Source organism: Flagellimonas sp. L-11, assembly GCF_056857735.1.
The window spans coordinates 35827-61772 of record NZ_JBSXNR010000043.1 but is presented as its reverse complement, the minus strand read 5'-3'; the positions used below and the strand labels follow the sequence as shown (position 1 = coordinate 61772).

General features: G+C 41.9%; 27 protein-coding genes. 12 read left to right on the top strand and 15 right to left on the bottom strand.

Annotated features, from left to right (window positions below; all coding sequences use genetic code 11):
- Position 1 precedes the first annotated feature (1 nt).
- From AC13CC_RS06935 to AC13CC_RS06895, 9 genes are read right to left on the bottom strand one after another with little or no spacing between them, the layout of a single operon-like run.
- Positions 2-1168 carry a molybdopterin molybdotransferase MoeA gene (locus AC13CC_RS06935; protein WP_326279434.1) on the bottom strand — a complete coding sequence of 389 codons (1167 nt, stop codon included), beginning with the start codon at positions 1166-1168 and terminating at the stop codon, positions 2-4.
- A complete protein-coding gene (moaA, locus tag AC13CC_RS06930) occupies positions 1168-2160 on the bottom strand; it encodes a GTP 3',8-cyclase MoaA (protein ID WP_326279432.1) in 993 nt (330 codons plus the stop codon). Before moaA ends, AC13CC_RS06935 begins: the two co-directional genes overlap by 1 nt.
- Positions 2153-3049, bottom strand: coding sequence for a bifunctional molybdenum cofactor biosynthesis protein MoaC/MoaB (moaCB, locus tag AC13CC_RS06925; RefSeq protein WP_326279430.1), 897 nt, complete (start codon positions 3047-3049; stop codon positions 2153-2155). The genes moaA and moaCB overlap by 8 nt, the downstream gene beginning before the upstream one ends.
- Positions 3050-3493: a molybdenum cofactor biosynthesis protein MoaE gene (locus AC13CC_RS06920; protein ID WP_326279428.1), complete on the bottom strand. Its 444-nt coding sequence runs from the start codon at positions 3491-3493 to the stop codon at positions 3050-3052.
- Positions 3486-4499: a HesA/MoeB/ThiF family protein gene (locus tag AC13CC_RS06915; RefSeq protein ID WP_326279427.1), complete on the bottom strand. Its 1014-nt coding sequence runs from the start codon at positions 4497-4499 to the stop codon at positions 3486-3488. Before AC13CC_RS06915 ends, AC13CC_RS06920 begins: the two co-directional genes overlap by 8 nt.
- A complete protein-coding gene (locus AC13CC_RS06910; protein WP_326279425.1) occupies positions 4496-4732 on the bottom strand; it encodes a MoaD/ThiS family protein in 237 nt (78 codons plus the stop codon). Before AC13CC_RS06910 ends, AC13CC_RS06915 begins: the two co-directional genes overlap by 4 nt.
- On the bottom strand, positions 4729-5334 hold the full coding sequence (locus tag AC13CC_RS06905) for a nucleotidyltransferase family protein (protein WP_326279423.1): 606 nt from the start codon (positions 5332-5334) through the stop codon (positions 4729-4731). Before AC13CC_RS06905 ends, AC13CC_RS06910 begins: the two co-directional genes overlap by 4 nt.
- On the bottom strand, positions 5331-6485 hold the full coding sequence (locus AC13CC_RS06900; protein ID WP_326279421.1) for an XdhC family protein: 1155 nt from the start codon (positions 6483-6485) through the stop codon (positions 5331-5333). Before AC13CC_RS06900 ends, AC13CC_RS06905 begins: the two co-directional genes overlap by 4 nt.
- On the bottom strand, positions 6482-7636 hold the full coding sequence (locus tag AC13CC_RS06895; protein WP_326279419.1) for a cysteine desulfurase family protein: 1155 nt from the start codon (positions 7634-7636) through the stop codon (positions 6482-6484). The genes AC13CC_RS06900 and AC13CC_RS06895 overlap by 4 nt, the downstream gene beginning before the upstream one ends.
- A 152-nt stretch (positions 7637-7788) precedes the next feature.
- Between AC13CC_RS06895 and AC13CC_RS06890 the strand changes: the two genes are divergently transcribed.
- From AC13CC_RS06890 to AC13CC_RS06865, 6 genes are all read left to right on the top strand, one after another.
- Positions 7789-8118, top strand: coding sequence for an ArsR/SmtB family transcription factor (locus tag AC13CC_RS06890; protein WP_326279418.1), 330 nt, complete (start codon positions 7789-7791; stop codon positions 8116-8118).
- A gap of 48 nt (positions 8119-8166) precedes the next feature.
- On the top strand, positions 8167-8634 hold the full coding sequence (locus AC13CC_RS06885; RefSeq protein ID WP_326279416.1) for a DUF6428 family protein: 468 nt from the start codon (positions 8167-8169) through the stop codon (positions 8632-8634).
- Between the two features lie 189 nt (positions 8635-8823).
- Positions 8824-9441: an arsenate-mycothiol transferase ArsC gene (locus tag AC13CC_RS06880; protein WP_326279415.1), complete on the top strand. Its 618-nt coding sequence runs from the start codon at positions 8824-8826 to the stop codon at positions 9439-9441.
- Positions 9441-10487 carry an ACR3 family arsenite efflux transporter gene (gene arsB / locus AC13CC_RS06875; protein ID WP_326279414.1) on the top strand — a complete coding sequence of 349 codons (1047 nt, stop codon included), beginning with the start codon at positions 9441-9443 and terminating at the stop codon, positions 10485-10487. Before AC13CC_RS06880 ends, arsB begins: the two co-directional genes overlap by 1 nt.
- Positions 10488-10563: 76 nt before the next feature.
- Positions 10564-11508 (top strand): TolB family protein, encoded by a 945-nt coding sequence (locus AC13CC_RS06870; RefSeq protein WP_293163717.1) that lies wholly within the window; start codon positions 10564-10566, stop codon positions 11506-11508.
- A gap of 163 nt (positions 11509-11671) precedes the next feature.
- Positions 11672-12700: a DUF4382 domain-containing protein gene (locus AC13CC_RS06865; RefSeq protein ID WP_326279411.1), complete on the top strand. Its 1029-nt coding sequence runs from the start codon at positions 11672-11674 to the stop codon at positions 12698-12700.
- 85 nt (positions 12701-12785) lie between these two features.
- On the opposite strand, the gene AC13CC_RS06860 is transcribed toward AC13CC_RS06865, so the two are convergent.
- Positions 12786-13976, bottom strand: coding sequence for a TlpA family protein disulfide reductase (locus AC13CC_RS06860; RefSeq protein WP_326279409.1), 1191 nt, complete (start codon positions 13974-13976; stop codon positions 12786-12788).
- 144 nt (positions 13977-14120) lie between these two features.
- Here AC13CC_RS06860 and AC13CC_RS06855 point away from each other — a divergent pair, with 144 nt between their 5' ends.
- Together AC13CC_RS06855 and AC13CC_RS06850 are read left to right on the top strand one after the other, a co-directional pair.
- Positions 14121-14513, top strand: a complete 393-nt coding sequence (locus AC13CC_RS06855; RefSeq protein WP_326279408.1) for a DoxX family membrane protein — start codon at positions 14121-14123, stop codon at positions 14511-14513.
- Between the two features lie 46 nt (positions 14514-14559).
- On the top strand, positions 14560-14910 hold the full coding sequence (locus AC13CC_RS06850; RefSeq protein WP_326279406.1) for a tRNA-binding protein: 351 nt from the start codon (positions 14560-14562) through the stop codon (positions 14908-14910).
- Between the two features lie 2 nt (positions 14911-14912).
- Here the strand turns inward: AC13CC_RS06850 and AC13CC_RS06845 are convergent, their stop codons facing one another.
- From AC13CC_RS06845 to AC13CC_RS06835, 3 genes are all read right to left on the bottom strand, one after another.
- The gene (locus tag AC13CC_RS06845) at positions 14913-14990 is read right to left on the bottom strand and encodes a TraR/DksA C4-type zinc finger protein (protein WP_428979751.1); all 78 of its coding nucleotides are present in this window, start codon (positions 14988-14990) and stop codon (positions 14913-14915) included.
- A gap of 127 nt (positions 14991-15117) precedes the next feature.
- Positions 15118-16614: a SulP family inorganic anion transporter gene (locus tag AC13CC_RS06840; protein ID WP_326279405.1), complete on the bottom strand. Its 1497-nt coding sequence runs from the start codon at positions 16612-16614 to the stop codon at positions 15118-15120.
- A gap of 241 nt (positions 16615-16855) precedes the next feature.
- Complete coding sequence (locus AC13CC_RS06835) at positions 16856-18349, bottom strand: potassium/proton antiporter (protein ID WP_326279404.1); 1494 nt, start codon at positions 18347-18349, stop codon at positions 16856-16858.
- A gap of 387 nt (positions 18350-18736) precedes the next feature.
- On the opposite strand from AC13CC_RS06835, the gene AC13CC_RS06830 reads away from it, so the two are divergent.
- Together AC13CC_RS06830 and AC13CC_RS06825 are read left to right on the top strand one after the other, a co-directional pair.
- A complete protein-coding gene (locus tag AC13CC_RS06830) occupies positions 18737-19585 on the top strand; it encodes a TolB-like translocation protein (RefSeq protein ID WP_326279402.1) in 849 nt (282 codons plus the stop codon).
- Between the two features lie 687 nt (positions 19586-20272).
- Positions 20273-20917, top strand: coding sequence for a response regulator transcription factor (locus AC13CC_RS06825; protein WP_326279400.1), 645 nt, complete (start codon positions 20273-20275; stop codon positions 20915-20917).
- Between the two features lie 74 nt (positions 20918-20991).
- Here the strand turns inward: AC13CC_RS06825 and dnaK are convergent, their stop codons facing one another.
- Positions 20992-22920, bottom strand: coding sequence for a molecular chaperone DnaK (dnaK, locus tag AC13CC_RS06820; protein WP_326279398.1), 1929 nt, complete (start codon positions 22918-22920; stop codon positions 20992-20994).
- A 231-nt stretch (positions 22921-23151) separates the two neighbouring features.
- Between dnaK and AC13CC_RS06815 the strand changes: the two genes are divergently transcribed.
- A complete protein-coding gene (locus AC13CC_RS06815; RefSeq protein ID WP_326279396.1) occupies positions 23152-24576 on the top strand; it encodes an L-serine ammonia-lyase in 1425 nt (474 codons plus the stop codon).
- Here the strand turns inward: AC13CC_RS06815 and AC13CC_RS06810 are convergent.
- Positions 24573-25052, bottom strand: a complete 480-nt coding sequence (locus AC13CC_RS06810; protein ID WP_326279395.1) for a nuclear transport factor 2 family protein — start codon at positions 25050-25052, stop codon at positions 24573-24575. The two genes, AC13CC_RS06815 and AC13CC_RS06810, sit on opposite strands and share 4 nt — an antisense overlap.
- A gap of 70 nt (positions 25053-25122) precedes the next feature.
- On the opposite strand from AC13CC_RS06810, the gene panB reads away from it, so the two are divergent.
- Positions 25123-25941: a 3-methyl-2-oxobutanoate hydroxymethyltransferase gene (gene panB, locus AC13CC_RS06805; protein WP_326279393.1), complete on the top strand. Its 819-nt coding sequence runs from the start codon at positions 25123-25125 to the stop codon at positions 25939-25941.
- Positions 25942-25946 lie beyond the last annotated feature (5 nt).

Genomic DNA, 25946 nt, shown 5'->3' with positions numbered 1-25946 from the left:
ATCAAGAAATTAGCTTACACTTGATCAAATCCCCTTCTTTCAAAACCTCGCCATCATCTATAAAAGCGAGGGCATTACCCTTGGCCATAGATTGAATCATAGAAGACCCCTGTCCATCGAGAATCTCTACTTTTCCATCAATAACGGCTGCTTTTAAAAAGGAAGGACGTCCAAAACGGTTTTCGTAAGCATGTTTTATAGGAAACTGATAGGTGGGCAAACCTGTGGTTTCATAACCCGAGAATTTTTGGAGCAATGGAAGTACATACACATAAAAACAGGTCAATGAGGATGCGGGATTACCTGGCAGTGCAAACACAAATTGATTGTCCTTTCGTCCAAAATATAAAGGTTTGCCAGGTTTTTGAAATACCTTGTAAAACAATTCGTTAACCCCGTTTTCTTCGAGAGATTGTTTCACAAAGTCATAGTCGCCCACTGATATTCCTCCAGAGATAATCAGCACATCGCAAGACTCCAATGCGGTCTTGATGCCTGTTTTAGTGGCCTCAAAATCATCTTGTATCTGTGTTTTTTGATGATGTTTGAAGCCAAATTGCTCCAGCGCTCCAGCAATTGCGTAGCTGTTGGATTCATATATCTGCCCCTCAGTTTTGGATTTACCGGGTTTCACCAATTCATTTCCAGTTGTGATGATGTTCACCCGAGGTTTGGAAAAAACGTCCAAGCTCTCCAGTCCCAAACTCCCCATCAAAGCCAACGAAGGTGGGTTTAAAACGTGGCCTTTTTCAAATACCGCTTGCCCTTCGGTCAACTGACCACCTTTTTTTCGGATGTTCTGTCCAGACTTGGGCATTTCATCCAAGAAAAGCGTACTCGCTTTTACCGTCGTTTTCTCCTGCATCATCACAGCAGTAGTGTTTTGGGGCACCTTCGCCCCCGTAAAAATGCGAACCGCTTTACCATCCTTCATCAATATTTCTTTGGAATCACCTGCAGCTACCTCCCCAACCAATTGATACTCCTGATAAAGGCCACACAAGGCATAACCATCCATTGCGGAATTATCAAACTCGGGCACATCAAAAGGGGAAACTGTATTTGTTGCAAGGGCATAGCCTAGCGAATTTTCAAGTGGCTTTGTTTCACTTTTTAAACTGATGTTTTGGTCTTCAACAATGCGAAGTGCTTCTTCAATTGTAACCATTAGCCTCCTATTGAAATCATGGAACGGTTTTGCTCGTAGTGTTCGGCATCCATTTTCACGTCCATACCGTCACGAGAATATTTTTTGGATTTAATGGCCTGCAAAATGGTGTTTTCAATCTTTTCCCCATTACGAAATGGCGTTAACAAATCCGTTTCTGAATTCGCGAAGAGACAATTTTTCATTTTCCCATCTGCCGTCAGCCGAATACGGTTGCACTCATCACAAAAGGGATTGGTAATCGTGCTCACAATGCCAAAACTGCCCTTGTGACCCTTCACCCTAAAGTTGGTAGAAGTGCTGTGCTTTGGATTGTCAAGGGTTTCTATTTCACCGAATTTATCGCCAACAGTCTTTAAGATTTCTTCCTTGGAAACTCCCTTGCTCCAGTCCCATTTATTGCCCTTAAAAGGCATAAACTCAATGAACTTGGGCGTAATCTTTTTATCCCTGGTCAGGGCAATAAAGTCATTGATTTCATTGTCGTTCACCCCTTTGATCAGAACAATATTGATTTTGAGGTCCATATCCATGTCCAACGCCATGTTCAGGTTCCGCATGATGCGCTCGTAATAATCCCGCTTGGTGATAAAGACGGATTTGGCCTTGTCCAGCGTATCCAAACTAAAGTTGATTTTACGCAGCCCAATTTTCTGGAAGAGTTCTAGGTATTTGTCAAGCACGATGCCGTTGGTGGTCAATTTTAAGGTAACGCCCAGTTTGGCCAACTCTTCGACCAAATAGCCAAAATTTTTCCGAACCAAAGGTTCGCCACCTGTTAAACGCACCGTATCCACCCCCAAATCCCGGAATGTACGAGTCATTTTAATGATTTCCTCCAAGGTCATTATACTAGGCTTTTCCATCAACTCAATACCTTCTTCGGGCATGCAGTAAAAGCATCGAAGATTGCATCGGTCCGTCAACGAAATGCGGAGGTAGGTATGTGGCCTACCGAAATTGTCTATTATTTGTGGTTTCTTTTCAATCATGTCTTTTTCCTTCTATCACTTTAAATGCATGCAGCACGTGGGGGAAAATCGCATCCATGGATTCTGCTGCTCCTTTGGTGGAACCCGGCAACGCCAATATCAGTTTACCGTTTTTGATGCCCGCAATGGAACGCGAGAACATCGCATAAGGCATTCGATTTTGCCCGTAGCTTCGCATTTGTTCTTCTACTCCTTTTAGTTTGATGTCCAACATAGGTTCCAAGGTCTGTGGGGTGACATCTCGCGGCCCCACACCCGTACCTCCCGTAAAAATCAGCAAGTCCGCAGTAGTGTTCTCCACTTTTTTGATGATTTCCCCAGCGTCATCGGGTATTATGCTTTTTTGCGATGCCACCCCCAATACTTTCAGTTTTTCCACAATGGCCTCGCCTGCCCTGTCCTCGCCTTTTCCTTTGGAAATGGTATCGGAACAAACGACTACATCCGCAGTCAGTCCTTCTGAATTTAATTTATATGAGGATTTTCCTCCCTTTTTTGATTTGAGGCGAATAGTACCGATTTCAACGCTTTTATCAATCGGTTTGAGCATATCGTACATCGTCAGGGCCACAACACTGGCTCCGTGCATCGCCTCTACCTCTACCCCAGTTTTGTAAATGGTCTTCACCGTCGTCGAAATAATGATGTCCAAACCATCAATTTCATAATCGATGCCCGTGTATTCAATGGGCAACGGATGACAATCGGGCAAAAGGTCTGGCGTTTTCTTAACACCCAACAACCCAGCTGCCTTGGCCATTTCAAACACATTCCCTTTGGGAACTTCGTTGTTTTGTATCGCATCTATCGTAGCCTGACTGCTCGTTTTTACGATAGCCTCTGCGGTGGCTTCCCGCAAAGTGGTTATTTTATGTGTGATATCTACCATTTACTTGTTTACTTTCCATTGATGGGTTTCGTCCTCAAAAATCTCTTTGCCGAATACGGGCACTTTCGCCTTGATTTCTTCCACAAAAAAGTTGGTGGCGTCTATCGCAATTTTTCGGTGAGCCGACGAGGTGAACACAAACAGGCATAACTCTCCCACATTTACTTTACCCAAACTATGATAAATATGGGCACACGTAATATCAAATTTGGCAAAAGCTGCTTCACGTATTTCGTGAAAGACTTTCTCCGCCATTTCTTCATAAGCGGTATAATCGATAGCAGCGACTGTTTTTCCATCCACTTCGTCAGCTCTGATTTGTCCCAAGAAAATGCTGTGGGCACCAATATTGGTCTTACTTTGGTGGTTGGCCACCGAATTGGCTATTTTTTCGGGAGGAATCGCTCCTTGTACAAATACTTTTTTTGGTTTCTTCTTATCCATCAATTATGGTTTCTATGCCGCCTTCCACATTTTTCAAATTGTGAAAGCCAAATTCATTTTTAAGGATTTCTATGGCGTTTTTGCTGCGTTTTCCTGACTGGCAGAACACAAATACGTCCTGATTGTTCGGTATTTCATTGTGTCGCGATATTAAATCACTCAAAGGGATGTTCAACACTTTTTTACCTTTTGGTTTGGGCTGCTCGAATACTTCGCGCACATCAAGATACCAGTGTTCTGCATTTTTTAAATCGCAATCAATATAAACAGGGGATATCCCTTCTTTCCTTATTTTTTCTATTTCTTCGGGGCGCTTGTTTATTTTGATGGTCTGCTCGCTGCCCCGCATCATATTGATCAACTTTAGCTTGCATGACAGCACCTCACCCACCCCAAGAATTATTTTGAGTGCTTCTGCGGCCTGAAGAGTGCCCAAAATGCCTGGTAACACACCTAATACTCCCGTAGCCTCACAACTGATGTTCTGTCGGGTGCTTTTGGGGAATACACATCGGTAAGTTGGACCGTTTTTGTAATTGAATACTGATAGCTGCCCCTCATTTTTGTAAATGGAGGCAAACACCCAAGGTTTATCGGCCAGTATGCAAGCATCGTTGATAAGATACTTGGTTTCAAAATTGTCCGTGCCGTCCAAGACAACATCGTATTGCTTGATGATGTCCTCGGCGTTCGCAATCGTCAACGGCTCCTTGTATACTTCAAACTCTAACTCGCTGTTTTGCTTTTCCAAACGTTCTTTGGCCACCACTGCTTTGGGCCTCCCCACATCCGATTCAAGGAACAACACTTGCCTGTGTAAATTGGACATATCGACTTTGTCGTGATCCATCAGACCGATTTTGCCTACTCCTGCTCCAGTTAAATACATCGCAGCGGGACAGCCCAAACCTCCAACACCAACAATCAGCACCTTGGCATTGTGAAGCTTTTCCTGACCATCTGGCCCTACTTCCTTGAGTTTTATTTGTCTATCGTATCTGCTCATCCTCCTGCGAACGGTGGCAACAGGGCCACTTCGTCCCCATCTTTTATGATTATTTTATTATCCAAATTTTGATTTACCGCAATCTGTACGGAATCTTTGTCCGCAATGGCTAGTCCATTCAGACATTGTGCTTTTAATTCCGAAGCCGTGAGCGCTCCATTGAGCTCCAAAACTTCTTCGGACTTGTCTGCCGCTTCCGCCACCAAACCAAAATATTTTACCATCACTTTCATGCTTGCATCTTCTTTAATTGCTGTACATCTTCTTCGGTGTCCACATCAAACCCACCCTTTTGGAATGTTTCGGTGCAAAAATCAAAATTGTCCATGTGAATTAACTTTTTGGCGCCTTCGTCTCCTTTTAAACTCAACAACAATGGAAAAGTAGTCTTACCAAAAATAGCAGGCACTCCAATGTTGTCTCCATATTTGGAATACGTTGCTTTTGGATTTTTGGTCAATTGGGTATGTACCAATTTAATGAGATTGGTTTGCTCCAAAAAGGGCTGGTCGGACACCAAAAATAGTACGTGGTCGAGTTCATTTTCCTTGGAAAGCGAAGCTTCCAACCCCACTTTTATACTTGATGCCATTCCCTGCTCCCAATCTTTGTTGATAGCTACTTTAAAACCATCGAACTTTATCTTTTCTTGAATGCGCTCTTGATTTGCACCCAGCACCAATATTTTAGTCTGAAATCCCAACATATCCACTTTATCCATGGTCTGTTCCAAGAGGGTCTTTCCTTTGAATTCCACCAACTGTTTGGGTCGACCCAATCTTAACGAGCCTCCAGCTGCCAAAACAACTACCGCTATGTTTCCTTCTGCGCTCAAATGGATATTTTTTGAAATTTGTTTTGTTCCTTATTGTGAATGGGTTCGTTTTTTTGCTTTAAGGGTCGGGGGGTTTTGTTCTTCAATACACTTTGAATCTCCGCAAGAATGGACAACCCAATTTCTGCTGGTGTCTCTGCACCAATTTCCAGTCCCACGGGAGCATGGATTTTGCTTAAATCCGCTTTGGAAACTTCAACACCTTCGTCCGCCAGCTCGTTGAGCATACGATTGTATTTTTTTAACGGCCCCAGTATACCGATATAGGGTATCTCCGACTGTCCCAATAACAGTTTAAGTACGGACAAATCATAATTGTAATTGTGGCTCATCAACACAAAGCAAGTACGCTGGTCTATTTTGATGCTTGCCAGTGTTTCTTCGGGCTTGGTAACAATCACTTGGCACGCGCCCACAAAACGATCTTTGTTGGCATGGGTGGGGCGACCATCCGTCACAACAACGTTCCAACCCAACAACTCTGCTTGTTGTGCTAAAATTTGCGCATCATTGCCTGCTCCCACCAAAACCAAGTTTACCGGTGGCAGGTGCATCTGAATAAATATATAATACTTTTTACCATTAATCTCTAGCACTCCAAAACAGGAATTTCCCTTATTTATGACCTCTTTGCTTTTTAAAAGCAAAGCTTTTTGTAAATCGTCAGGGATTGGCTTGCCCGCAACTGCATCTTTTATGTCAGCAACTGAAATGGTTCCTAGTTGTTTCTGGCTTTTGTCCAAATCAAAAACAACCGAAATTGCTACGGGAACTTCCTTTTCAATGACATTGCGTAAAAGTTCACAGGGATTGTGCTGATCGGTATAATCAATGGGCTCAAAAAGCACTTGAATGATCCCGTTGCAACCTAATTGTGCCCCGATTACCGCATCATCTTCATCGCTGGTATCGTAGGTGACCAATTTGTTTTCTTGTCTATCCAGGGCGTAAAGTGCCTTTCTGAGTGCATCGCCCTCCAAACAGCCACCGCTGATGGCCCCGGTGATATTCCCGTATTCGTCTACCAACATTCGTGCGCCCGGTCTACGGTACGATGAACCATCAACATGAACCACAGTGGCCAATACGCAGGGAATGTGCTGTGATTTCAAGGATGAATAGCGTGATATGATAATGTCCAGTTCCCTCATAACGTGACCGTTTTTAGCTGGTTGACGGCTTTTTTGATTTCTGACACAGCTTTCTCAATATCTTCAGAAGTTGTGTTACTCCCTGTACTGATACGTAAGCTCGCCAAAGCAGTTGCATCATCGTATCCCATAGCTTTTAGCACGTGCGATGGTTTCACAAGGTTTGCATTACAGGCAGAACCTCGAGATACAGCCAACTTATTGAGATACCGCAGCAATTTAGAACCATCCATATTTGAAAAAGAAACGTTGGTTGTATTGGGCAACCGTTCCCCTACATTGCAATTAATTGTTACGCCCTCGATAGTCAAAAGCTCTTGCTCCAATTGGTTTCGCAAGTTTAATTGCTTTTGGTGATTTTCTTCAAGGCTTTGTTGGGCAAAGGCGCAAGCTTTTCCAAAACCGACTATTCCAGGTACGTTCAAAGTTCCTGGTCGAATTCCTTTTTCGTGATTTCCTCCGAAAAGATGTTTCGCAATTGATATTTTGTTGTTTTTGTTCAGATAAAGTGCTCCGACCCCTTTAGGACCATATAGCTTGTGAGACGAAAAAATGGCCAAATCAATTCCTAAATCCTGAAGATTAACGGGGATTTTACCAACAGCCTGTGTAATGTCCGATAGTACCGGTATCTGCTTTGCATGTGCTATCTCCGCAATGGATTTTATAGGGTGAATCAGGCCTGTTTCGTTGTTGGCCAACATGATGCATACTAAAATTGTAGACGACTTTATGGAATCTTCCAACTCGTTCAAATCAATATTTCCATTGTTGTCCACATCTAGGTAGGTGACCTCAAATCTATCGGCTTCCAACGCTTCCATACATTCGAGTACGGCTTTGTGCTCTGTTTTACATGTAATAATATGATTGCCTCTACCCCTGTTCCGCTTGCAAAACCCAAACAAGGTCAAGTTCGCGGCTTCCGTTGCGCCCGAAGTAAAAGTTATCTCTGTAGGTCTACAGCTCACAAGTTTTGCCACTTGGTTGCGCGCAGTCTCTACCGCATCATCGGCACACCACCCAAAGGAATGGTCGCTACTTGCATTACCAAAATCCTGGGTGAAATAAGGTAGCATGGCCTCCACTACCTCCGTGGCCGTGGGAGTAGTTGCATTATAATCCAGATATATTTTTTCGGTCAGAGACAAATTGTTATCGTTATATACAGATATGCATATCGCAATTTAATAAGAATAACAGCGAATTCATTACTTTTTTTAAACCATTATGAAATAAATTTCAATTTTTTTTGGCTCTTCAGCTATTAATCGTAATATTGCAATGAACATTTTATTAAAGAATGGGGTTAACCAAGACTGAAATATTCACCGATAAGCAGAACCAAATTGCACTGTACGCCAAAGCTTTTGGCCACCCTGCCCGTGTCGCCATATTGCAGTACTTGTTTAAACTGAACGCCTGTGTTTGTGGGGATTTAGTAGAGGAAATTGGTTTGGCCCAGCCTACCATTTCACAACATTTAAAAGAACTGAAACAGTTGGGGTTGATCAAAGGCAACGTTGAAGGCACCAGCGTTTGTTATTGTATTGATACTGATAATTGGGAAAAGATGAAAACGGTAATGTCCGATTTCTTGAACCAAGACCTTGCCCCAAAAGAGTGTTGTTAAAAAAATTTGAATCTATTAATCGTAATATTACAATAAATATATATAATCATGAAGTTAGAAGAAGTAAAATCAGCCTTGCAACAATTGGATGTCATAGCCTTTCAATTACCTAACGGCGAATTGGTCCCCAATCATTTTCATGTTACCGAAGTGGGTAAAATAACAAAACATTTTATTGATTGTGGTGGTACGGTCCGCAATGAAGAAGTAGTGAATTTTCAACTTTGGAATGCCAACGATTACGACCATAGACTTCATCCTGAAAAATTGGCGAACATTATTGACCTATCCGAAAAAACCTTGGATATTGGCGATTTAGAGGTGGAAGTGGAGTACCAAGGACGGACGATTGAGAAGTTTTCTCTTGATTTTGACGGAACCAACTTTTTATTGACCACCAAACAAACCGATTGCTTGGCCAAGGACAAATGTGGTGTGCCGGACGAAAAGCCCAAAGTAAAATTGTCCGAATTACAAACTTCCGAATGCTGCACCCCAGAGGGCGGATGCTGCTAATCCCACTAAAACACTCTGGACTTGAGGTCCATAGGTTTAAAGAAAGAAAATTCTTTGTCGTATCCGGTATCAAGTACTCCCTTAATCTCCCGAAACAGGTTCGGGACAGGCTCTCCAAAGGAGGGAAACTTCTCCTCTTGGGGAGACTTGAGAGGGGAGCTTCTATAAATTTATAACACCCAAAACAATATGGCACTTTTTAAAGTATTGACCGATTTTGTCTCCAATTTGGATACACAATCCATCACAGTAGAGCGAAAACAAACCTTATCGTCGCTTGTTGGTTACATCCAGCAAAAGGTAGATGACGGAAAATCCATACACATCAATTTTATCTGTACGCACAATTCCCGGCGGAGCCATTTGTCCCAAATCTGGGCACAGACCATGGCGCATCAATTTGGAATAGAAAACGTTACCTGCTACTCTGGAGGAACAGAAGCTACCGCCCTATTCCCAATGGTGGCGTCTACCTTGGCAAACACTGGTTTTGAGGTAAAGACACTTTCCGAAGGAAAGGACCCCGTGTACAGCATCAAGTTTTCGGAGAATGAACATCCCGTGATAGGTTTTTCCAAAAGAATGGATGATGATTTCAACCCGAAATCGGATTTTGCAGCCATAATGACCTGCTCTCAGGCTGACGAAGGGTGTCCGTTTGTGCCCGGAGCCGAAAAACGGATTCCAATCACTTACGAAGACCCCAAAGCGTTTGACGGCACATCCCAACAAGCTGAAAAGTACAGCGAGCGAAGCAAACAAATCGCTACCGAAATGTTTTATGTCTTTTCCCAAATAAAAAAGTAATGGCAACCAAAAAATTGAGCTTTTTAGATAGAAACCTGACCCTTTGGATTTTTGTGGCGATGATATTTGGGGTTGGAATCGGTTACTTTTTTCCAAGTTTTCCCGATTTTGTCAACTCCTTCAGCAGTGGAACAACAAATATTCCCATTGCCATTGGATTAATTTTAATGATGTACCCGCCTTTGGCGAAGGTGAAATACTCCTTGCTGCCCAAGGTATTCAAAAACACCAAAATCTTGTCCATTTCACTCATTTTGAATTGGATTGTAGGCCCTATTTTAATGTTTGCTTTGGCCATTATCTTTTTACGGGATTATCCAGAGTACATGGTCGGACTTATTTTAATTGGTTTGGCTCGGTGCATCGCTATGGTGCTGGTCTGGAACGAATTGGCCGAAGGCAGCAGCGAATATGGCGCAGGATTGGTGGCGTTGAACAGTGTTTTTCAAGTATTTGCCTATAGCTTTTACGCTTGGATTTTCATCACCGTACTCCCACCCTATTTTGGGTTTGATGGGGCTATCGTCGACATCTCCATCGGAACCATTGCCGAGAGCGTGGCCATTTATCTTGGAATTCCATTTATAATGGGAATTTTGAGTCGACAAATTCTGGTGAGGCTAAAAGGCGAAGCTTGGTATACGGAAAAGTTTATCCCTGTTATTTCTCCTATTACATTGATTGCCCTCTTGTTAACCATTGTAATCATGTTTTCGTTAAAAGGTGAATTGATCGTTGAAATTCCTATGGATGTTTTGATCATAGCCGTGCCGTTATTGATTTATTTTGCCTTGATGTTCATTATCGGATTTTTCACCACCAAAGCAATGGGTGCCGAATACGACAAAACGGCTTCAGTGGCGTTCACAGCTGCGGGAAACAATTTTGAATTGGCCATTGCGGTTGCCATTGCCGTATTTGGTTTAAATTCCGGACAGGCCTTTGCTGGGGTAATCGGTCCATTGGTAGAGGTGCCTGCACTCATTTTATTGGTAAAGGTTTCATTCTGGTTAAAAAAGAAATACTACAGTAGCGCTAGAGCATAAGGTCAAACATCATTTTAAAAATTCTAAGAGTTTAGTAAATTCAACCCCTAAAAACTTTAAACAAACTAATTTCATCATGGGTAAAGGAGTTACTATTCTCGGAATTCTAGTGTTACTGCTGTCCTGTAATTCAAAAAAGGACACTTCCCCACAAGAATTGGGGCTGGTTTACAATGTTTTAAGGGATGTTGATATTGATAATTACGAGGTTTACTCTATGAATCTTGATGGTTCCAACAAAAAAAACATCACAGACCTTTATAATGTAGAGTGGACCTATTATTCTTACGAGGACACTTTGTATTTTATTTCTGACAGAGGTGCCTGCAAGCGTTGCTATTTTTTGTACAAAAGCAACTTTAAAGGAGAAAATCCAAAGAAAGTCAGCGATTTGGAATTGGCCGATAGCTGGATGAGCTCTAGAAAAGATGGAGATGAACTCATTGTAAAGCCAAAACTGATTACCGAATCCACATTTTATATTCTTGACAGAAATGGGAAAATCATCAATCGGTTGGATACCGGTTTACCTTTTGCCGCAGACCCTTTGTTCGTTAATGATGGAAAGCAAATAGTGTTTAGGGGCGGCAAAGCTGTGGAAAAACATATTGATGGTTTTGATGAGGAACTATATATTATAGATGAAGACGGCCAAAACCTTAAACAATTGACCCATTACCCCCAAAAGGACACCACTGCAGGGAAGTTTGATTACAGAGCGGGAGCCCCAAAATTACACCCTACAGAAAACTTCATCTCTTATCAAAGCAAACAGAACGGAAAGTACAGTTTATATGCCGTGAGCTTAGATGGCAATAAAACATGGAAATTGACAGAAAATAGCGAGAACGAAGGATGGCATGATTGGAGCCCAGATGGTAAATGGCTGGCCATGGAACTTTTTGATGATGAACAACAGTTTCATATTGGTTTGATGAATTGGGAAACAAAGGAAATGGAAATTTTGACCGATACCACCTTTCAATATCAACAAGCTCCCAACTTTATCTACAAAAATTAATGTTGCAGAATAAAGCATTTCTCATAAGGTTTTTAAGTGCCTTTTATCGATAAAAAAATTTTTTTTTCATTAAAAAGTAGGGTTTTTTAACCTTTGGTTGTTTTATACATATAAAATCAGAACAGGGATAGTTATGCCCTGAAAAATTTAAAAACCCCATACTATGAGAACAAAGTTAATTTTTAGTTTACTAATGACGCTGGCCCTGATTATAATGGGCTGCTCAGATGGTGAAGGTCAAGGATCAGGAAATGCTGAAAGTACCGGTACATTATCGGTACAATTAACGGATGCTCCTTTTCCCTATGAACTAATGGCCGAGGCCAATGTAACCGTTTATAAAGTTGAAGCTCGCCTAGTGGACGGCGATGAAGACGATTCCGATGATATGAACGATGATTCTGAAGATGATTCAGACAATAGTTCCGACGATAACTCAGATGACAACTCTGATGATGATGACAACTCTGATGATGATGATGCCGATGACGACGATGGTTCTCCTTTCATTACACTAATGGAAGAAGAAATTGAAGTAAACCTTTTGGAACTTACCAATGGATTAACAGAAAAATTGGCGGAGATAGATGTTCCCACAGGGTCGTACGACCTAATTCGTATTTATGTAAAGGGAGTAAATGTGGTTTTGACCGATGGAACCGTTTACGATTTAAAAGTTCCTAGTGGTGATGCCTCTGGAATAAAGGTTTTTGTTGACCCAGCCATCACGGTTGCCGGTGGCCTTTCTTCCGATTTGTTGTTGGATTTTGATGTAAGTCAATCCTTTGTTGCCAAAGGTGACATTAGCACGCCAGCAGGAATCAACGGATTCAATTTTACCCCAGTGATCAAAGCAAGTAACCTTTCTACCTCGGGTACACTTTCTGGTAATGTAAGTACCGTTGAAGAAGAAGCGTCAGTTGCCTTGGAAGGCGCCCAAATCTCTGTAATTGCTGCAGATACCTTGAATACAACCTCCTTTACCGATGTAGATGGCAACTATGCCATCCTTGGACTTAAGGCCGGTATGTACAAAGTAGTAGCTGAGCTTGATGGTTATTTGGCAAGCGACACATTGGATGTACAGGTTGATGCTGCCAACATTACCACTCAAGATTTTGTATTGGAAGTGGATCCTGAAGCTACCGAAGGTGAAAATACTGATGATGGTTCTACCGATGGTGGCAACTAATAAATTCTAGATTTAATTATAGAAGAGCCCCGATAATTATCGGGGTTTTTTATTTTAAAAAAAGTCAATCTAAAAGATTGATAGTTTAATTCTTCTCCATATAATCGTCCACAAAATCAATCAAATCCTTCCCATGAAGGTTTTTTGCCAGTACCCTGCCCTCTTCATCCAGTAGAAAATTAGCCGGAATCGTTTTTAAACGCAATGCATCCATAAAAGGATTTTGATCGCCCTCCAAATGAGAAGCATGCAACCATCGGTGGGCTCCGTCCTTCTCAATGGCATTTTCCCATGCTTTTTTGCTGCTTTCCAAAGCATAAGCAACAATCTGAAAATTTTGGGAGTTATATCTTTCCCAAAGGGGCACCAAAATATCTCGGTTCTCCACCCTGCATGGAGCACACCAAGATGCCCAAACATCCAGCAGAATTAATTTCTTACCATTGATTAGTTCTTGCAATGAAACATCTTCCCCATTCTTCATAGGGAATTGTAACTCGGGCATTGTATCTCCGATCAAAATGGGAAGCTCTCCCTTATCGGTCACGGAAACAAGTTCCCTTACCCAATCATGTTCAGGGAATATGGCATTCCATTTTTGGGCCTGTGCATAAACAGATTCAGCAATGCGTTCATAATCCCCTTCGGGACTTGCCCACCGCAAGGCCATCAAAGCTGGTAATAATTCTTCAGTGGAATCCGAAAAATGGATTAACTCTTCTTGATAAGAACGGAGATTTTTTTCGCGCTCCAATAAATTGTCATCAAAATTTTGTTCGCTTGCTTTCCCTTTTAAATACTTTTTAAAAGCGGCCATTCGCTGGTCCCTTAATTGCAGCATGGCTTTATTTGCCTGAGACGGCTGCTCCAAGGAAAAAGAACTTTGAAAACTAGCCATAGCTGCATCTATTTTAATTTTAGCATTGGGTTCGTAAACCAATGGAAAATAATTATCTGTTTCAGGGTTTTGGTTAATCAACCTATTGGGAAACTTTTCATTCTTTCTTTGGACCACGACTTTAAGCAATACTGGCTCTTGAAATCCCGGCGAATTCACAAATTGAAATTGGCCTTTGCCATTTACTTTGGCCGAATCCAAGATTTGGGCTGTAAAGCTTTGCCCGATTTCATTAAATTTTTCAGGTTGCACCAAATATACCATCGGCTTCCAATCGGCTCCATCCGTCATGTTTAAAGTGCCTGTCAACCATACTTCCTGCGAGCAGGACATCAAAAAAAATACGGGCAATATTGAGGCTCTGAACAAATATTTCATGCCGATAAAATTAACTTTTTAAAAGAAAGTATTTCTAATTCCTGCGTTTAAAAGTTGCCCCTCATTTCCCCATACTTCTTAGATAAAGGTTATTTAAACGATAAAACAACGACCAATTCACCAAATAAACCAATCAATAATATTATGACAATTAAGTCCATAGCAACTACAATTTTGAGAATTATCCCTGCAGTTATCTTATTACAGACCTTATTTTATAAGTTTTCCGCAGCCCCCGAATCCGTTTATATTTTTAAAACATTGGGACTAGAGCCTTGGGGACGAATAGGCTTGGGCATATTGGAACTTATAGTGGCCATTCTTATTTTTGTCCCTAAAACCACTTGGCTGGGCGCGTTGTTGGGTATTTTTATAATGGGCGGTGCCATTTTTTTGCATTTTACCAAATTAGGGGTAGTTGTCCAAAACGATGGAGGCACATTGTTCCTTCTCGCATGGATTACTTTTGTTTGCTGTGTGATTTTGGTTTGGCTGCACCGTTCCCATATTCCTCACAATAATTATTCTGATTTATAATACCCCGTTGGTCCTGTTTTTTACTTTTGGGATAAATTATTTGAAAATGGGCAAGAAAATACCCTACGATCTATCTTGGAGTGACTTTACAAAGGTAGAGATGCGAATAGGAACCATTATTGAAGCTGAAATTTTTCAGGAAGCGAGAAATCCTGCCTATAAAATGATCATCGATTTTGGCGACATCGGCAAAAGAAAAACCTCTGCGCAGGTCACAAAGCTATACACCCCTGACGAACTTTCAGGAAAACAAGTAGTGGCCGTGGTCAACTTTCCCCCTAAACAAATTGCCAACATAATGAGCGAGTGTCTTGTTTTAGGAGGTGTTGGCGGAAATGGGGAGGTAACGCTGATCCAACCGGAAAGGGAAGTGAAAAATGGAACAAAAATCGGGTAAGCTCATATAGCGCACTTTACGCAGAGTACACTCTCAGGGCGAATCATAAGGCGGCCTTCGGGAATGGGCCACCTGCATATACGTCAAATGCCAAAATCCGTTTTGTTGACCTTGCCCAGTACCAATTTCAGCTTTCTTTAGCGACGTTCGGCCTCCCAAAGGGCTGCATCTTTCACACTCTTATCGTTTGAGACAGCCACCCGCTGGTTATTCCAAGACATTGACATTGATCATCTTGTCTGCCTTGATCAACAGCTTATGACTCGCGCTCGATAGATTGGTAATATATACCTTTTTGTCCACTTTGTGGTACCGTTCGGTAAGCTTGTTCACCGCCTCGATTGCAGACATATCCACAATACGGCTTTCCCTAAAGTCGATGATGATTTCCTTGGGGTCGTTGAGCACGTCGAACTTTTCATTGAACATTTTAATGGAACCAAAGAACAGGGGGCCATAAATTTCGTAATGCTTGATGCCCTTTTCGTCGATTCGTTTTCTGGCACGGATGCGTTTGGCGTTGCCCCAGGCATAGACCAAAGCAGATATCACGACCCCGATTAAAACGGCAAGGGCCAAGTTGTGCAAAAATACCGTTACAAGTATCACGATGACCATGACGATGATATCCGATTTGGGGTATTTATCGAGCACTTTAAAGCTTACCCACTCAAACGTTCCGATGGCCACCATTATCATTAGCCCGGTCAAGGCGGCCATGGGCAATTTTTCTATCAAGGGTGCGCCGAACATGATAAAGATAAGCAGTGCTACTGAAGCAATAATTCCGGATAGTCGAGCACGCGCCCCGTTGGATATGTTGATCAAACTTTGTCCCAACATGGCACATCCGCCCATTCCAGAGAACAGTCCAGAAACGATATTCGCCACCCCTTGTGCAGCGGCCTCTTTGTTGGTACGCCCCCTGGTCTCGGTAATCTCGTCGATAAGTTCCAAGGTCAGCAAGCTTTCTATCAAACCAACACCGGCCACAATGGCCGCATAGGGAAAAATAAGCGTCAAGGTTTCCAATGTGAAGGGAATTTCAGGGATATGGAACGGGGGAAATCCACCTTTTATGGATGCAATGTCCCCAACCGTCTTGGTATCTATACCAAAAGCGACCACAATACCAAAAACCACCAAAATAGCGGCCAAGGATGCCGGGAATGCCTTCGTGATCTTGGGCAGCCCCCAGATGATCAGCATAGTCAAAACCACAAGTCCCAAAATAATGTACAGTGCATTGCCTGTGAGCCAATTACCTGAGGGACCCTTGAACTGATCCAATTGGGACATAAAGATGATGATGGCCAGACCATTTACGAAACCATATACCACAGGTAATGGCACCAATCGCATTAACGTACCCAGCCTCAAAGTCCCAGCAAGGACTTGAAGGATACCCGCCAATACCACTGTGGCAAACACATATTCTACTCCGTGACTACTTGCCAAAGCAACAATGACTACTGCAACGGCACCTGTTGCCCCAGAGATCATCCCTGGCCTACCACCAAAAATAGAGGTCACCAATCCCATGACAAAAGCGGCGTACAGCCCGACCAAGGGGGACAAGCCCGCAATTAAGGCAAAAGCCACAGCTTCGGGAACCAATGCTATGGCAACGGTAAGCCCTGAAAGCACCTCGGTCTTATAGTTTACTTTCTGTGAAAAATCAAATAGTTTTAAATATTGTTTCATAATAATCGTGGATGATGGTCAAGACCAAACGGTCAAAACCGTATGAGGTAAAAAATATTATACTGAAAATGCTTTGGACGATGATGTCCAATAAGGGAGATGCTTTAGGGCGGAGTCGCCACTGGCAATACAAAATGATATGTAACTGAGGACTTGCTCATTTTTTGAAGCTGCAAATTTAATACAATTAATAAATCTTCAAAATAAAAACTATAAATGCTATGCAGTGCAAAGAAAAAAATCAATCCTCGATGCCATCCAAAGCTTCAGATTTGGACAATGCGAGTGATGCGTAAACTTTCTCCAAGATCTCTGGTTTGTCCGTAAGTACCACCAATTTATCATTTGCCTTTATCTCTGTTAACCCATTTGGGGTAATGTAATTGCCATCACGCACTATCATTGCAATGATCGCTTTTTTGGGAAAGTTCAGGTTTACGATTTTCTCCCCCATGGCCGGACACGATTCCCCAATCGTAATTTCCTTCATGATGGCTTTGGGGTGCTCGGACAACAGTTCGTCCGTTGGTGAAAGGGGCTTGGCACTTTCGGGCAGCCCAACATGCAACCATTTTGCCACAATGGACAACGTACTACCTTGAATCAGTACCGAGGTCAAAGAGACAAAAAACACAATATTGAATATAATGTTGGCCTTTTCAATACCCGCCAAAAGTGGGTAGGTGGCAAATACAATGGGTACTGCTCCACGCAAACCTACCCAGGAAATATAAAACCTTCGCCTCAGCTTCATCCTAAATGGCATAAGGGAGATAAAAACCGCCAACGGACGGGCGACAAAAATCAGGAACAAAGAGATTAACAAACCTATTCCCATATAAGGAACAATTTGAGTGGGAAATACCAATAACCCCAATGTTAGGAAAAGTACAATTTGCATTAACCAAGCCAAGCCATCAAACATTCGCATAATGGTTTTCTTGTGAATTAAATTTTGATTGCCCAAGTAAACCGAACATATATAAATGGCCAAGAAACCATTGCCTCCTATAAAATCCGTTGCGGAAAAGGTAATGAACATTAGGGCTATGGTAAGCACGGGGTAAAGTCCCTCAAAATCCAACCTAATCTTGTTTATTATAATTTTACTGAGTTTCCCAAATAGGAATCCTGCCGCTCCACCCAATATCATTTGAAGGAAAAACATGGGCAAAACAGATACAATATTTTTCTCGGGGAACTGTACAAGCGTCAAAAAAGCAATGGTAAGTACATAGGCCATGGGGTCGTTACTTCCACTCTCAAGTTCCAGGGTGGGCCTTAAGTTCTTTTTTAAAGCCAGATTCTTACCCCTTAAAATGGAAAAAACCGCAGCGGCATCGGTAGATGATACAATGGCACCTAACAACAAACTTTCATAAAGGCCAAAGTCGGTAATCAAATAAACAAAATACCCCAGACCCACCGCCGTGAGCAATACACCTACGGTTGAAAGTGCAATTCCTTCTCGAAGTACGGGTTTTACCGATTGCCAGTTTGTGTCCAGGCCTCCTGAGAAAAGAATGAAGTTTAGGGAGACCACGCCGATAAACTGTGTAATTCTTGGGTTGTCAAAATAAATACCACCTATACCGTCCGACCCCGCAAGCATCCCTATGGTCAAAAACAACAAAAGGGTGGGTACACCAAAACGATAACTCGTTTTACCAGCCAAAATACTGATCAGTAAGAGTACAGAACCGATTAAGATGATATTTTCAATGGTAATATTCAATGGAGGTACTATCTAGGTTTGGGGTTACTTTAAAAAGTTTATGAAAATAGCTTCCAAATAATAGAAGGTATTTATCAAAAAAAGCGAAGTTAATTCAATTTGTATGATTTAAAATGCAAAAAATATCGTGGATACCATCAAAATACATATACAAAACCTTTATGCTGACAAAATTGACCTTTATTTCTATAATTAAATCAGCCCGTTAAAACACACAAAAGAACGTTCAAACGCATTTTAAATGATTTAGATGTGTTAAACGTCGAAAAAATATTCGTTGAAATACACTTTTTCGTCGTTAAAAGTAAAAACCTGTGAAAAATTGATAAGTATTCGCTCCAATTGTTTTTGACCTTTGTAATGTATTAACCCCCAAATCTATACATCATGACACGATCTATTATTTACAGTCTACTTGTTTCAGGAACAATACTAGCCAGTCAACCTACTTTTGCACAGGCTAATGAAAAAATAATCAACGACACTATGAATGGTAGTGTTTCCTCTATTGATGGATACGAACCAAACATGTCCATTACCGAAGACGGAAAAACGGCATACTTTAGTAAGGGTGTTTACGAAAAGCCCCTTTATGGTGTGTTCTCCAAAAAAGAATTGGTGTACCATGTTTACCGTGCCGAGAAAGTAAATGGCGAATGGACCAATATTACGAAATTGGATGTATGTCCAAAATATTATTCGGCCAAACACCCAACAGTTACTGCCGATGGATCTCGCTTGTTCTTTGCATCCAACATGAAGGGAACTTTTGGAAAATACGACATTTATGTAGCCGATATCGCTGCAGATGGGAGCCTTGGTGTATCTAAAAATCTTGGACCAAAGGTAAACACCAAAGAAGACGAGCTTTACCCTAGCATATACAACGAAACCTTATTGTTCTTTGCCTCCGAAGGAAGAGGTGGATATGGCGGATTGGACCTTTATGCTTCGCAAGTGGTCAAGAACACGCTTACCACAGCTGTAAACTTAGGTGCGCACATCAACAGCAATAGCGATGAGTATGCCATTCAATTGAGCCCAGAGAAAAAATTAGGGTTTGTAGTATCCAACAGAGGATTCAACAACACCATATCACAATATACTGTTGCTTATGGACGTTCAAAGAAGCAGGATCAATACAACGATGTTGCTAAGAACGATGAGGAACTAGAGACTGTTATGAACAATGAGGCCTACGAATATGTAGGTACCTCATTCCAAGACGAAGAATAAACTACTTATTGAATCGGTCAAAAAAACCTGAAAAGTGTCTTATGATGTTGTTTCATAGCCGAACTTAGAAACACTCATGGCAATGATAAGAAAGACAGGGGGAAACTGACAGACTATCATAGAAAGCGGGTTGTATTATTTCAATCTGACCGATTTACACCAAGAATAGGATGCTGATGGGACGGCATCCTATTTTTTTATGCAAAAAATCTGAAATACAATTATTTAGAGTTTAAAAGATAGCTCCTACCCTTCTTAATTTCAAGCAAACCGAATCTTTCAGAAGTGCATTTGAACGAAAATAACTACAAAAATCACTTTCAATTGTTAAAAAATTCTAATTTAACCCTTGAAATAATACAATCCCAAATCTATTATGTCATGAACAAGAACTACAACACTCGAAAAAAAGGCGTCCCAAAACCTCTTTTTACCTTACTTTTTTTGATGAGGCAACACCTCAACTAAACACAAATTATAGCAGTCAATCCCTTTTTAGGGATTACACCCATTATTGAAGTAAACTTTTAAATGGATCTGTGATTGTTTTTGCTCCAAAGCGCAAAGCAATGGTTTTCCATTTGTTTATCCCAACTTCAATAATGTGAAGCAGGACAACATTATGTCCTAAAACTTAACCTACAATACAATTATGTAAAAGTATTAATCCCCCAAATCTTTCTTATCATGGAAAAAAAACCATTAAAAATTGCCATTATCGACAATGATGATGCTATCGGCGGCATTTACAATCAGTATTTTGAGGAAAACGAAGCTTACGAACTTCTCGGCACTTTCAGTTCGGTTCAAGGCTTGTTGTCCAATTTTGGACGCTCACATCCAGATATTATTATCTGCGAAGCTATGCTCAATGGAATTTCGGGCATTGACGGTCTTGAGTACTTTTATCGTAAAAACAAAGACCTAAAGGTATTGGTTATGAGCCAAAAAAACGACTTCAAACTCATTAAAGAAGCCTTTAAAAATGGAGCTAACGGCTACCTGATCAAACCAATGACCAAAGACAGATTGTTCAATGCTTTGGACACGCTTAACCAACACGGCATTGCTTTGGAACTGGATGTAGCCAAAAAAATCATCGGTTCTTTCCAAACAAAGTCTTTTGAGGTGTTCTCGAAAAAGGAAAACCAAATCATTGAACTCCTTACCCAGGGGTTTACCTATAAAATGATTGCTGACAAGCTTTTTGTTACTCCCAGCGCAGTCAACTTCCACATTCAGAACATTTATGTAAAGCTTAACGTGAATTCAAAATCCGAAGCTTTGCGCAAGCTCAAAGAGATGGAGATGCAGCAATTGAATGCGGCTTAAACCGGAAACTTCGACTAAACAAAAAACCCTGACGAAATCGTCAGGGTTTTTCTATTTATATAAATTAAGTAAGCTTATTTCACTTCTTCGAAGTCAACGTCTTCCACGTTGTCTCCTTCAGAGGCTCCCTTTCCAGCGCTATCGCCACCGGTTGCGTCTGCTCCAGCAGCTCCTGCTCCCGCAGCGCCGCCTTGTGCTTCAGCTTGTGCTTTGTACATTTCTTCGGAAGCTACTTTCCAAGCTTCGTTGATTTTTTCCAAAGCTGGCTCTATAACCGCTAAGTCCTTGCCTTCAAAAGCTTTCTTCAATTCTTCCAAAGCCTCTTCGATCGGCTTTTTCTTGTCGTCGGACAGTTTATCGCCGAACTCGCTCAATTGCTTTTCAGTTTGGAAGATCATGGCATCGGCTTCGTTCAGCTTATCAGCGGTTTCCTTGGCTTTCTTATCCGCCTCGGCATTCGCCTCAGCTTCTGCTTTCATCTTTTCGATTTCTTCCTCGGTCAATCCAGAAGATGCCTCGATTCGGATGTCTTGTGACTTCCCAGTAGCTTTATCGGTTGCAGAAACCTTGATGATTCCGTTTGCATCAATATCAAAGGTCACTTCAATTTGAGGTGTACCTCTTGGTGCTGGTGGAATACCGTCCAAGTGGAATCTACCAATAGTTTTGTTGTCCGCCGCCATAGGTCTTTCCCCTTGCAGTACGTGGATTTCAACCGAAGGTTGATTGTCCGCTGCGGTAGAGAATACCTGTGATTTCTTGGTTGGGATGGTGGTGTTCGCCTCAATCAATTTAGTGAACACGCTTCCCATAGTTTCAATACCCAAAGAAAGTGGGGTAACATCCAACAGAAGTACATCTTTTACATCTCCCGTCAACACACCACCTTGGATAGCGGCACCAATGGCCACCACCTCATCTGGGTTTACACCTTTGGATGGTTTTTTACCGAAGAATTTCTCAACGGCTTCCTGTACCGCAGGAATACGGGTAGAACCACCTACCAAGATAATCTCGTCTATATCGCTTTTGGAAAGTCCTGCAGACTTCAATGCTTTCTCACAGGGCTCGATTGTTCTTCTTACCAAATCGGCAATCAATTGCTCAAATTTGGAACGGGACAATGTTCTTACCAAGTGTTTTGGTCCTGAAGACGTTGCTGTAACGTAAGGCAAGTTGATTTCTGTCTGTGCAGAAGAAGACAACTCGATTTTGGCCTTTTCTGCAGCTTCCCTTAAACGCTGGAGCGCCATTGGGTCTTCACGAAGATCCATATCTTCATCTTTCTTGAACTCTTCGGCCAACCAATCAATAATTTTTTGGTCAACATCGTCACCACCTAAGTGGGTATCACCATCTGTGGCCAATACTTCAAAAACACCGTCACCCAATTCAAGAATGGAAACATCGTGCGTACCACCACCAAAGTCGAATACCACTATTTTTTGGTCTGTGTCCTTTTTATCGAGACCGTATGCCAAAGATGCAGCAGTTGGCTCGTTAATGATTCGTTCCACAGTAAGACCTGCAATTTCACCAGCTTCTTTGGTGGCCTGTCTTTGTGAATCGTTAAAATATGCTGGAACGGTAATTACCGCTCTGGTTACATCTTGTCCCAAATAATCCTCAGCAGTCTTCTTCATTTTCTGAAGAATCATCGCTGAAAGTTCTTGAGGTGTGTACATGCGTCCGTCAACATCCACTCTAGGAGTATCGTTGTCTCCTTTTACCACTTTATAAGGAACCCTTTTGGCTTCCTTGCTGGATTCTGAGTACTTGTTACCCATAAATCGCTTAATGGAATAAATCGTTTTGTGAGGGTTGGTCACGGCTTGTCTTTTTGCAGGGTCACCGACCTTGATCTCCCCACCTTCAACAAATGCAATCATCGATGGAGTAGTACGCTTACCTTCGGCATTTGGAATTACCACAGGCTCGTTACCTTCCATTACAGAGACGCAGGAGTTGGTCGTACCTAAGTCTATACCTATAATCTTGCTCATCGTATCTAAAGTTATATCTGTTTAAAAATTCGTTTTCGTTTCGCTCTTAAAATGTCAATGATTATGCCACGTCCAAGAATATGACAAGCTGTCATACAATTATAAAAACCTTTCAAAATCTAAGCAAAAATTGCAGGTATTCTAATCAATTTTGAAAAAACTATTTGGATATTTAAATATTCGCATTTTATCCCTTTTAGCTTCCTATATTTGAGACTGTAAATTGAGTTTATGGAGTGCATAAGTTTGTTTGATATGCTTAAGATCGGTGTTGGGCCCTCCAGCTCACACACCTTGGGCCCTTGGCGTGCCGCCGAACGTTGGATAGCTGAGCTTGAAGAACAAGCGGTTTTTGATGATGTCCAATCCATTAAGGCGTATCTGTACGGGTCGCTTTGCCTCACGGGAAAAGGACATGCCACTGACATTGCCGTGGTAATGGGATTGTTAGGTACTGACCCTGAAACTGTTGATATTGACAGTATTTCAAGAAGAATAGACGACGTCAAGGCCGATAACAAACTCAATTTTGGTGGAAAGCGAGAGATTCCGTTCAGTTTTATGAATGACATTGTGTTCAAGAAAGAATTCCTTCCTTTTCATGCCAACGGTATGCGGTTTGAAGCCGAACTGACCAACGGAGAAATAATCTCCGAAACCTATTATTCAATCGGTGGAGGATTTGTGGTGAAGGAAGAGCGTATTCACGCCAAAGAAAACAAAGAAACTTTTAAAACCTTTCCTCACCCTGTAAGAACTGGAAATGAACTGCTTCAACACTGTAATGCCCTAAACAAGTCCATCTCTCAAATTGTGATGGAAAACGAACTTTCTCTGCGCACGGAACCAGAAATAAACGAAGGAATTTCCAGAATTTGGAACACCATGCTGGAATCCATGTACATCGGCTGCCACACCGAAGGTAAACTACCGGGCGGTTTAAACGTAAAGCGGCGGGCTTTTGAAATGCATCAAAAACTTAAAGGGGACGTCCCCTACTCCAATCCACAGGAATGGTTGGAAAGCATCCGGGATACAGAAGTGAAATTCCGACAGATCATTAAATGGGTGAGCTGTTTTGCCCTTAGTGTCAACGAGGTGAATGCTTCATTGGGAAGAGTGGTCACCGCACCCACCAACGGAAGTGCAGGTGTAATCCCCGCCGTTCTGACCTACTATATGGTGATTGAAAACCACGATGCCAATTTTGACGATGTAAAACAATTTTTATTGGTCGCCAGCGAAGTGGGGAGCATCTTTAAAAAAGGTGCCACCATTTCCGCAGCCATGGGTGGTTGTCAAGCGGAAATTGGGGTATCCTCGGCCATGGCCGCAGCGGGGCTCACCGAACTTATGGGCGGTTCTCCCGAACAAGTACTGATTGCTGCCGAAATCGCTATGGAGCATCATCTTGGCTTAACTTGCGACCCGATTGGAGGATTGGTGCAGGTTCCATGCATTGAACGAAATGCCATGGGGGCCATTAAAGCCATCAACGCAGCAGAATTGGCATTGGATACAGACCCAAGTGAAGTAAAGGTACCGTTGGACAAAGTAGTAAATACCATGTGGGAAACCGCAAAGGATATGAGCTCCAAATACAAGGAAACCTCTGAAGGAGGGCTTGCCGTAGGCGTATTTTTGAGTGATTGTTAATCCATACAACCTTCCTTGCCCCTGGTATCAATCAGGTAGATGATTTTCCATTCCCCATCAAAATTGATGAGCTGGAAGGAATTGATACCGCAATGACTGAACTTACCGTTCAACCAAAACTCGTAACCCACCCATGCGTTGGCCATAGTTCTATCCACTTGAATGGAAAAAGATGTGAGTTTTTCTTCAAACTTGGTAGTTTCAGGTATGCCGGCAATTGATTTTAAAAATTTTGAAAATTCTTCCGTCTTAAAAAGTGTCTTTCCTTCATGGCTTCTTCCTGTTGTTTGCAATACGATTTCGTCGGCCACAGTGCTTTTGATAATGGTTGAATCTTGCTTATGGAAACCATCAAAAAAAGTTTCGATCACTTGCTTTACCCGATTTTCAGCTCCTCCGTTTGATGGATTGGGTCCTTGGGCATATCCTAATGTACCCAAAGCAAAAAGTACTGCGCAACTTAACAGTCTTCTCATGGTATTAGTTTTTTGATTGAAGCCTAAATTAAACAAATCTGCTTACTTTTAGCCATCAAATATAAATACGATGTCTACAGCTAAAAAAGAATATAAAAGGGTAACGGTAAAATCGTTGGTGGATATGAAAAAGACCGGTGAGAAAATCAGTATGCTCACCTCTTACGATTATTCCATGGCCAAAATTGTGGATGGCGCCAATGTGGATGCCATTTTGGTGGGTGATTCCGCCAGTAATGTAATGGCGGGCCACGAAACCACCTTGCCCATTACCCTAGATCAAATGATCTACCATGCCACCTCCGTGGTCAGGGCTGCTAAAAGGGCACTTGTGGTTGTAGATATTCCTTTTGGTAGTTACCAGAGCGATTCCAAGGAAGCCCTGCGTTCGGCCATCCGGATCATGAAAGAAAGTGGAGCCCACGCCATTAAAGTAGAGGGCGGCAGTGAAATCAAGGAATCCGTAACACGAATCCTTCAGGCAGGCATTCCCGTGATGGGACATTTGGGGCTTACCCCACAATCCATTTATAAATTTGGAACATATACTGTACGCGCCAAAGAAGAAGAAGAGGCTGAAAAATTGAAGTCTGACGCCAAATTATTGGAGAAATTGGGCTGTTTTGCCATTGTTTTGGAGAAAATCCCAGCAAAACTGGCCAAAGAGGTAGCAGAAAGTGTCTCCATTCCAATAATTGGTATTGGTGCTGGCAATCACGTAGACGGTCAGGTTTTAGTAGTGCATGATATGTTGGGGATGACGCATGAGTTCCATCCAAGATTTTTGAGGCGATATCTCAATCTTTATGATGAAATGAGCAATGCCATATCCCAATACGTGGATGATGTAAAAAGTCAGGATTTCCCTAATGAAGAAGAGTCTTACTAAATTAC

Coding starts and splice junctions, on each gene's coding strand:
- AC13CC_RS06935 (WP_326279434.1), bottom strand. CDS start 1,168: ATGGTTACAATTGAAGAAGCACTTCGCATTGTTGAAGACCAAAACATC.
- moaA (WP_326279432.1), bottom strand. CDS start 2,160: ATGATTGAAAAGAAACCACAAATAATAGACAATTTCGGTAGGCCACAT.
- moaCB (WP_326279430.1), bottom strand. CDS start 3,049: ATGGTAGATATCACACATAAAATAACCACTTTGCGGGAAGCCACCGCA.
- AC13CC_RS06920 (WP_326279428.1), bottom strand. CDS start 3,493: ATGGATAAGAAGAAACCAAAAAAAGTATTTGTACAAGGAGCGATTCCT.
- AC13CC_RS06915 (WP_326279427.1), bottom strand. CDS start 4,499: ATGAGCAGATACGATAGACAAATAAAACTCAAGGAAGTAGGGCCAGAT.
- AC13CC_RS06910 (WP_326279425.1), bottom strand. CDS start 4,732: ATGAAAGTGATGGTAAAATATTTTGGTTTGGTGGCGGAAGCGGCAGAC.
- AC13CC_RS06900 (WP_326279421.1), bottom strand. CDS start 6,485: ATGAGGGAACTGGACATTATCATATCACGCTATTCATCCTTGAAATCA.
- AC13CC_RS06890 (WP_326279418.1), top strand. CDS start 7,789: ATGGGGTTAACCAAGACTGAAATATTCACCGATAAGCAGAACCAAATT.
- AC13CC_RS06885 (WP_326279416.1), top strand. CDS start 8,167: ATGAAGTTAGAAGAAGTAAAATCAGCCTTGCAACAATTGGATGTCATA.
- AC13CC_RS06880 (WP_326279415.1), top strand. CDS start 8,824: ATGGCACTTTTTAAAGTATTGACCGATTTTGTCTCCAATTTGGATACA.
- arsB (WP_326279414.1), top strand. CDS start 9,441: ATGGCAACCAAAAAATTGAGCTTTTTAGATAGAAACCTGACCCTTTGG.
- AC13CC_RS06870 (WP_293163717.1), top strand. CDS start 10,564: ATGGGTAAAGGAGTTACTATTCTCGGAATTCTAGTGTTACTGCTGTCC.
- AC13CC_RS06865 (WP_326279411.1), top strand. CDS start 11,672: ATGAGAACAAAGTTAATTTTTAGTTTACTAATGACGCTGGCCCTGATT.
- AC13CC_RS06860 (WP_326279409.1), bottom strand. CDS start 13,976: ATGAAATATTTGTTCAGAGCCTCAATATTGCCCGTATTTTTTTTGATG.
- AC13CC_RS06855 (WP_326279408.1), top strand. CDS start 14,121: ATGACAATTAAGTCCATAGCAACTACAATTTTGAGAATTATCCCTGCA.
- AC13CC_RS06850 (WP_326279406.1), top strand. CDS start 14,560: ATGGGCAAGAAAATACCCTACGATCTATCTTGGAGTGACTTTACAAAG.
- AC13CC_RS06840 (WP_326279405.1), bottom strand. CDS start 16,614: ATGAAACAATATTTAAAACTATTTGATTTTTCACAGAAAGTAAACTAT.
- AC13CC_RS06830 (WP_326279402.1), top strand. CDS start 18,737: ATGACACGATCTATTATTTACAGTCTACTTGTTTCAGGAACAATACTA.
- AC13CC_RS06825 (WP_326279400.1), top strand. CDS start 20,273: ATGGAAAAAAAACCATTAAAAATTGCCATTATCGACAATGATGATGCT.
- dnaK (WP_326279398.1), bottom strand. CDS start 22,920: ATGAGCAAGATTATAGGTATAGACTTAGGTACGACCAACTCCTGCGTC.
- AC13CC_RS06815 (WP_326279396.1), top strand. CDS start 23,152: ATGGAGTGCATAAGTTTGTTTGATATGCTTAAGATCGGTGTTGGGCCC.
- AC13CC_RS06810 (WP_326279395.1), bottom strand. CDS start 25,052: ATGAGAAGACTGTTAAGTTGCGCAGTACTTTTTGCTTTGGGTACATTA.
- panB (WP_326279393.1), top strand. CDS start 25,123: ATGTCTACAGCTAAAAAAGAATATAAAAGGGTAACGGTAAAATCGTTG.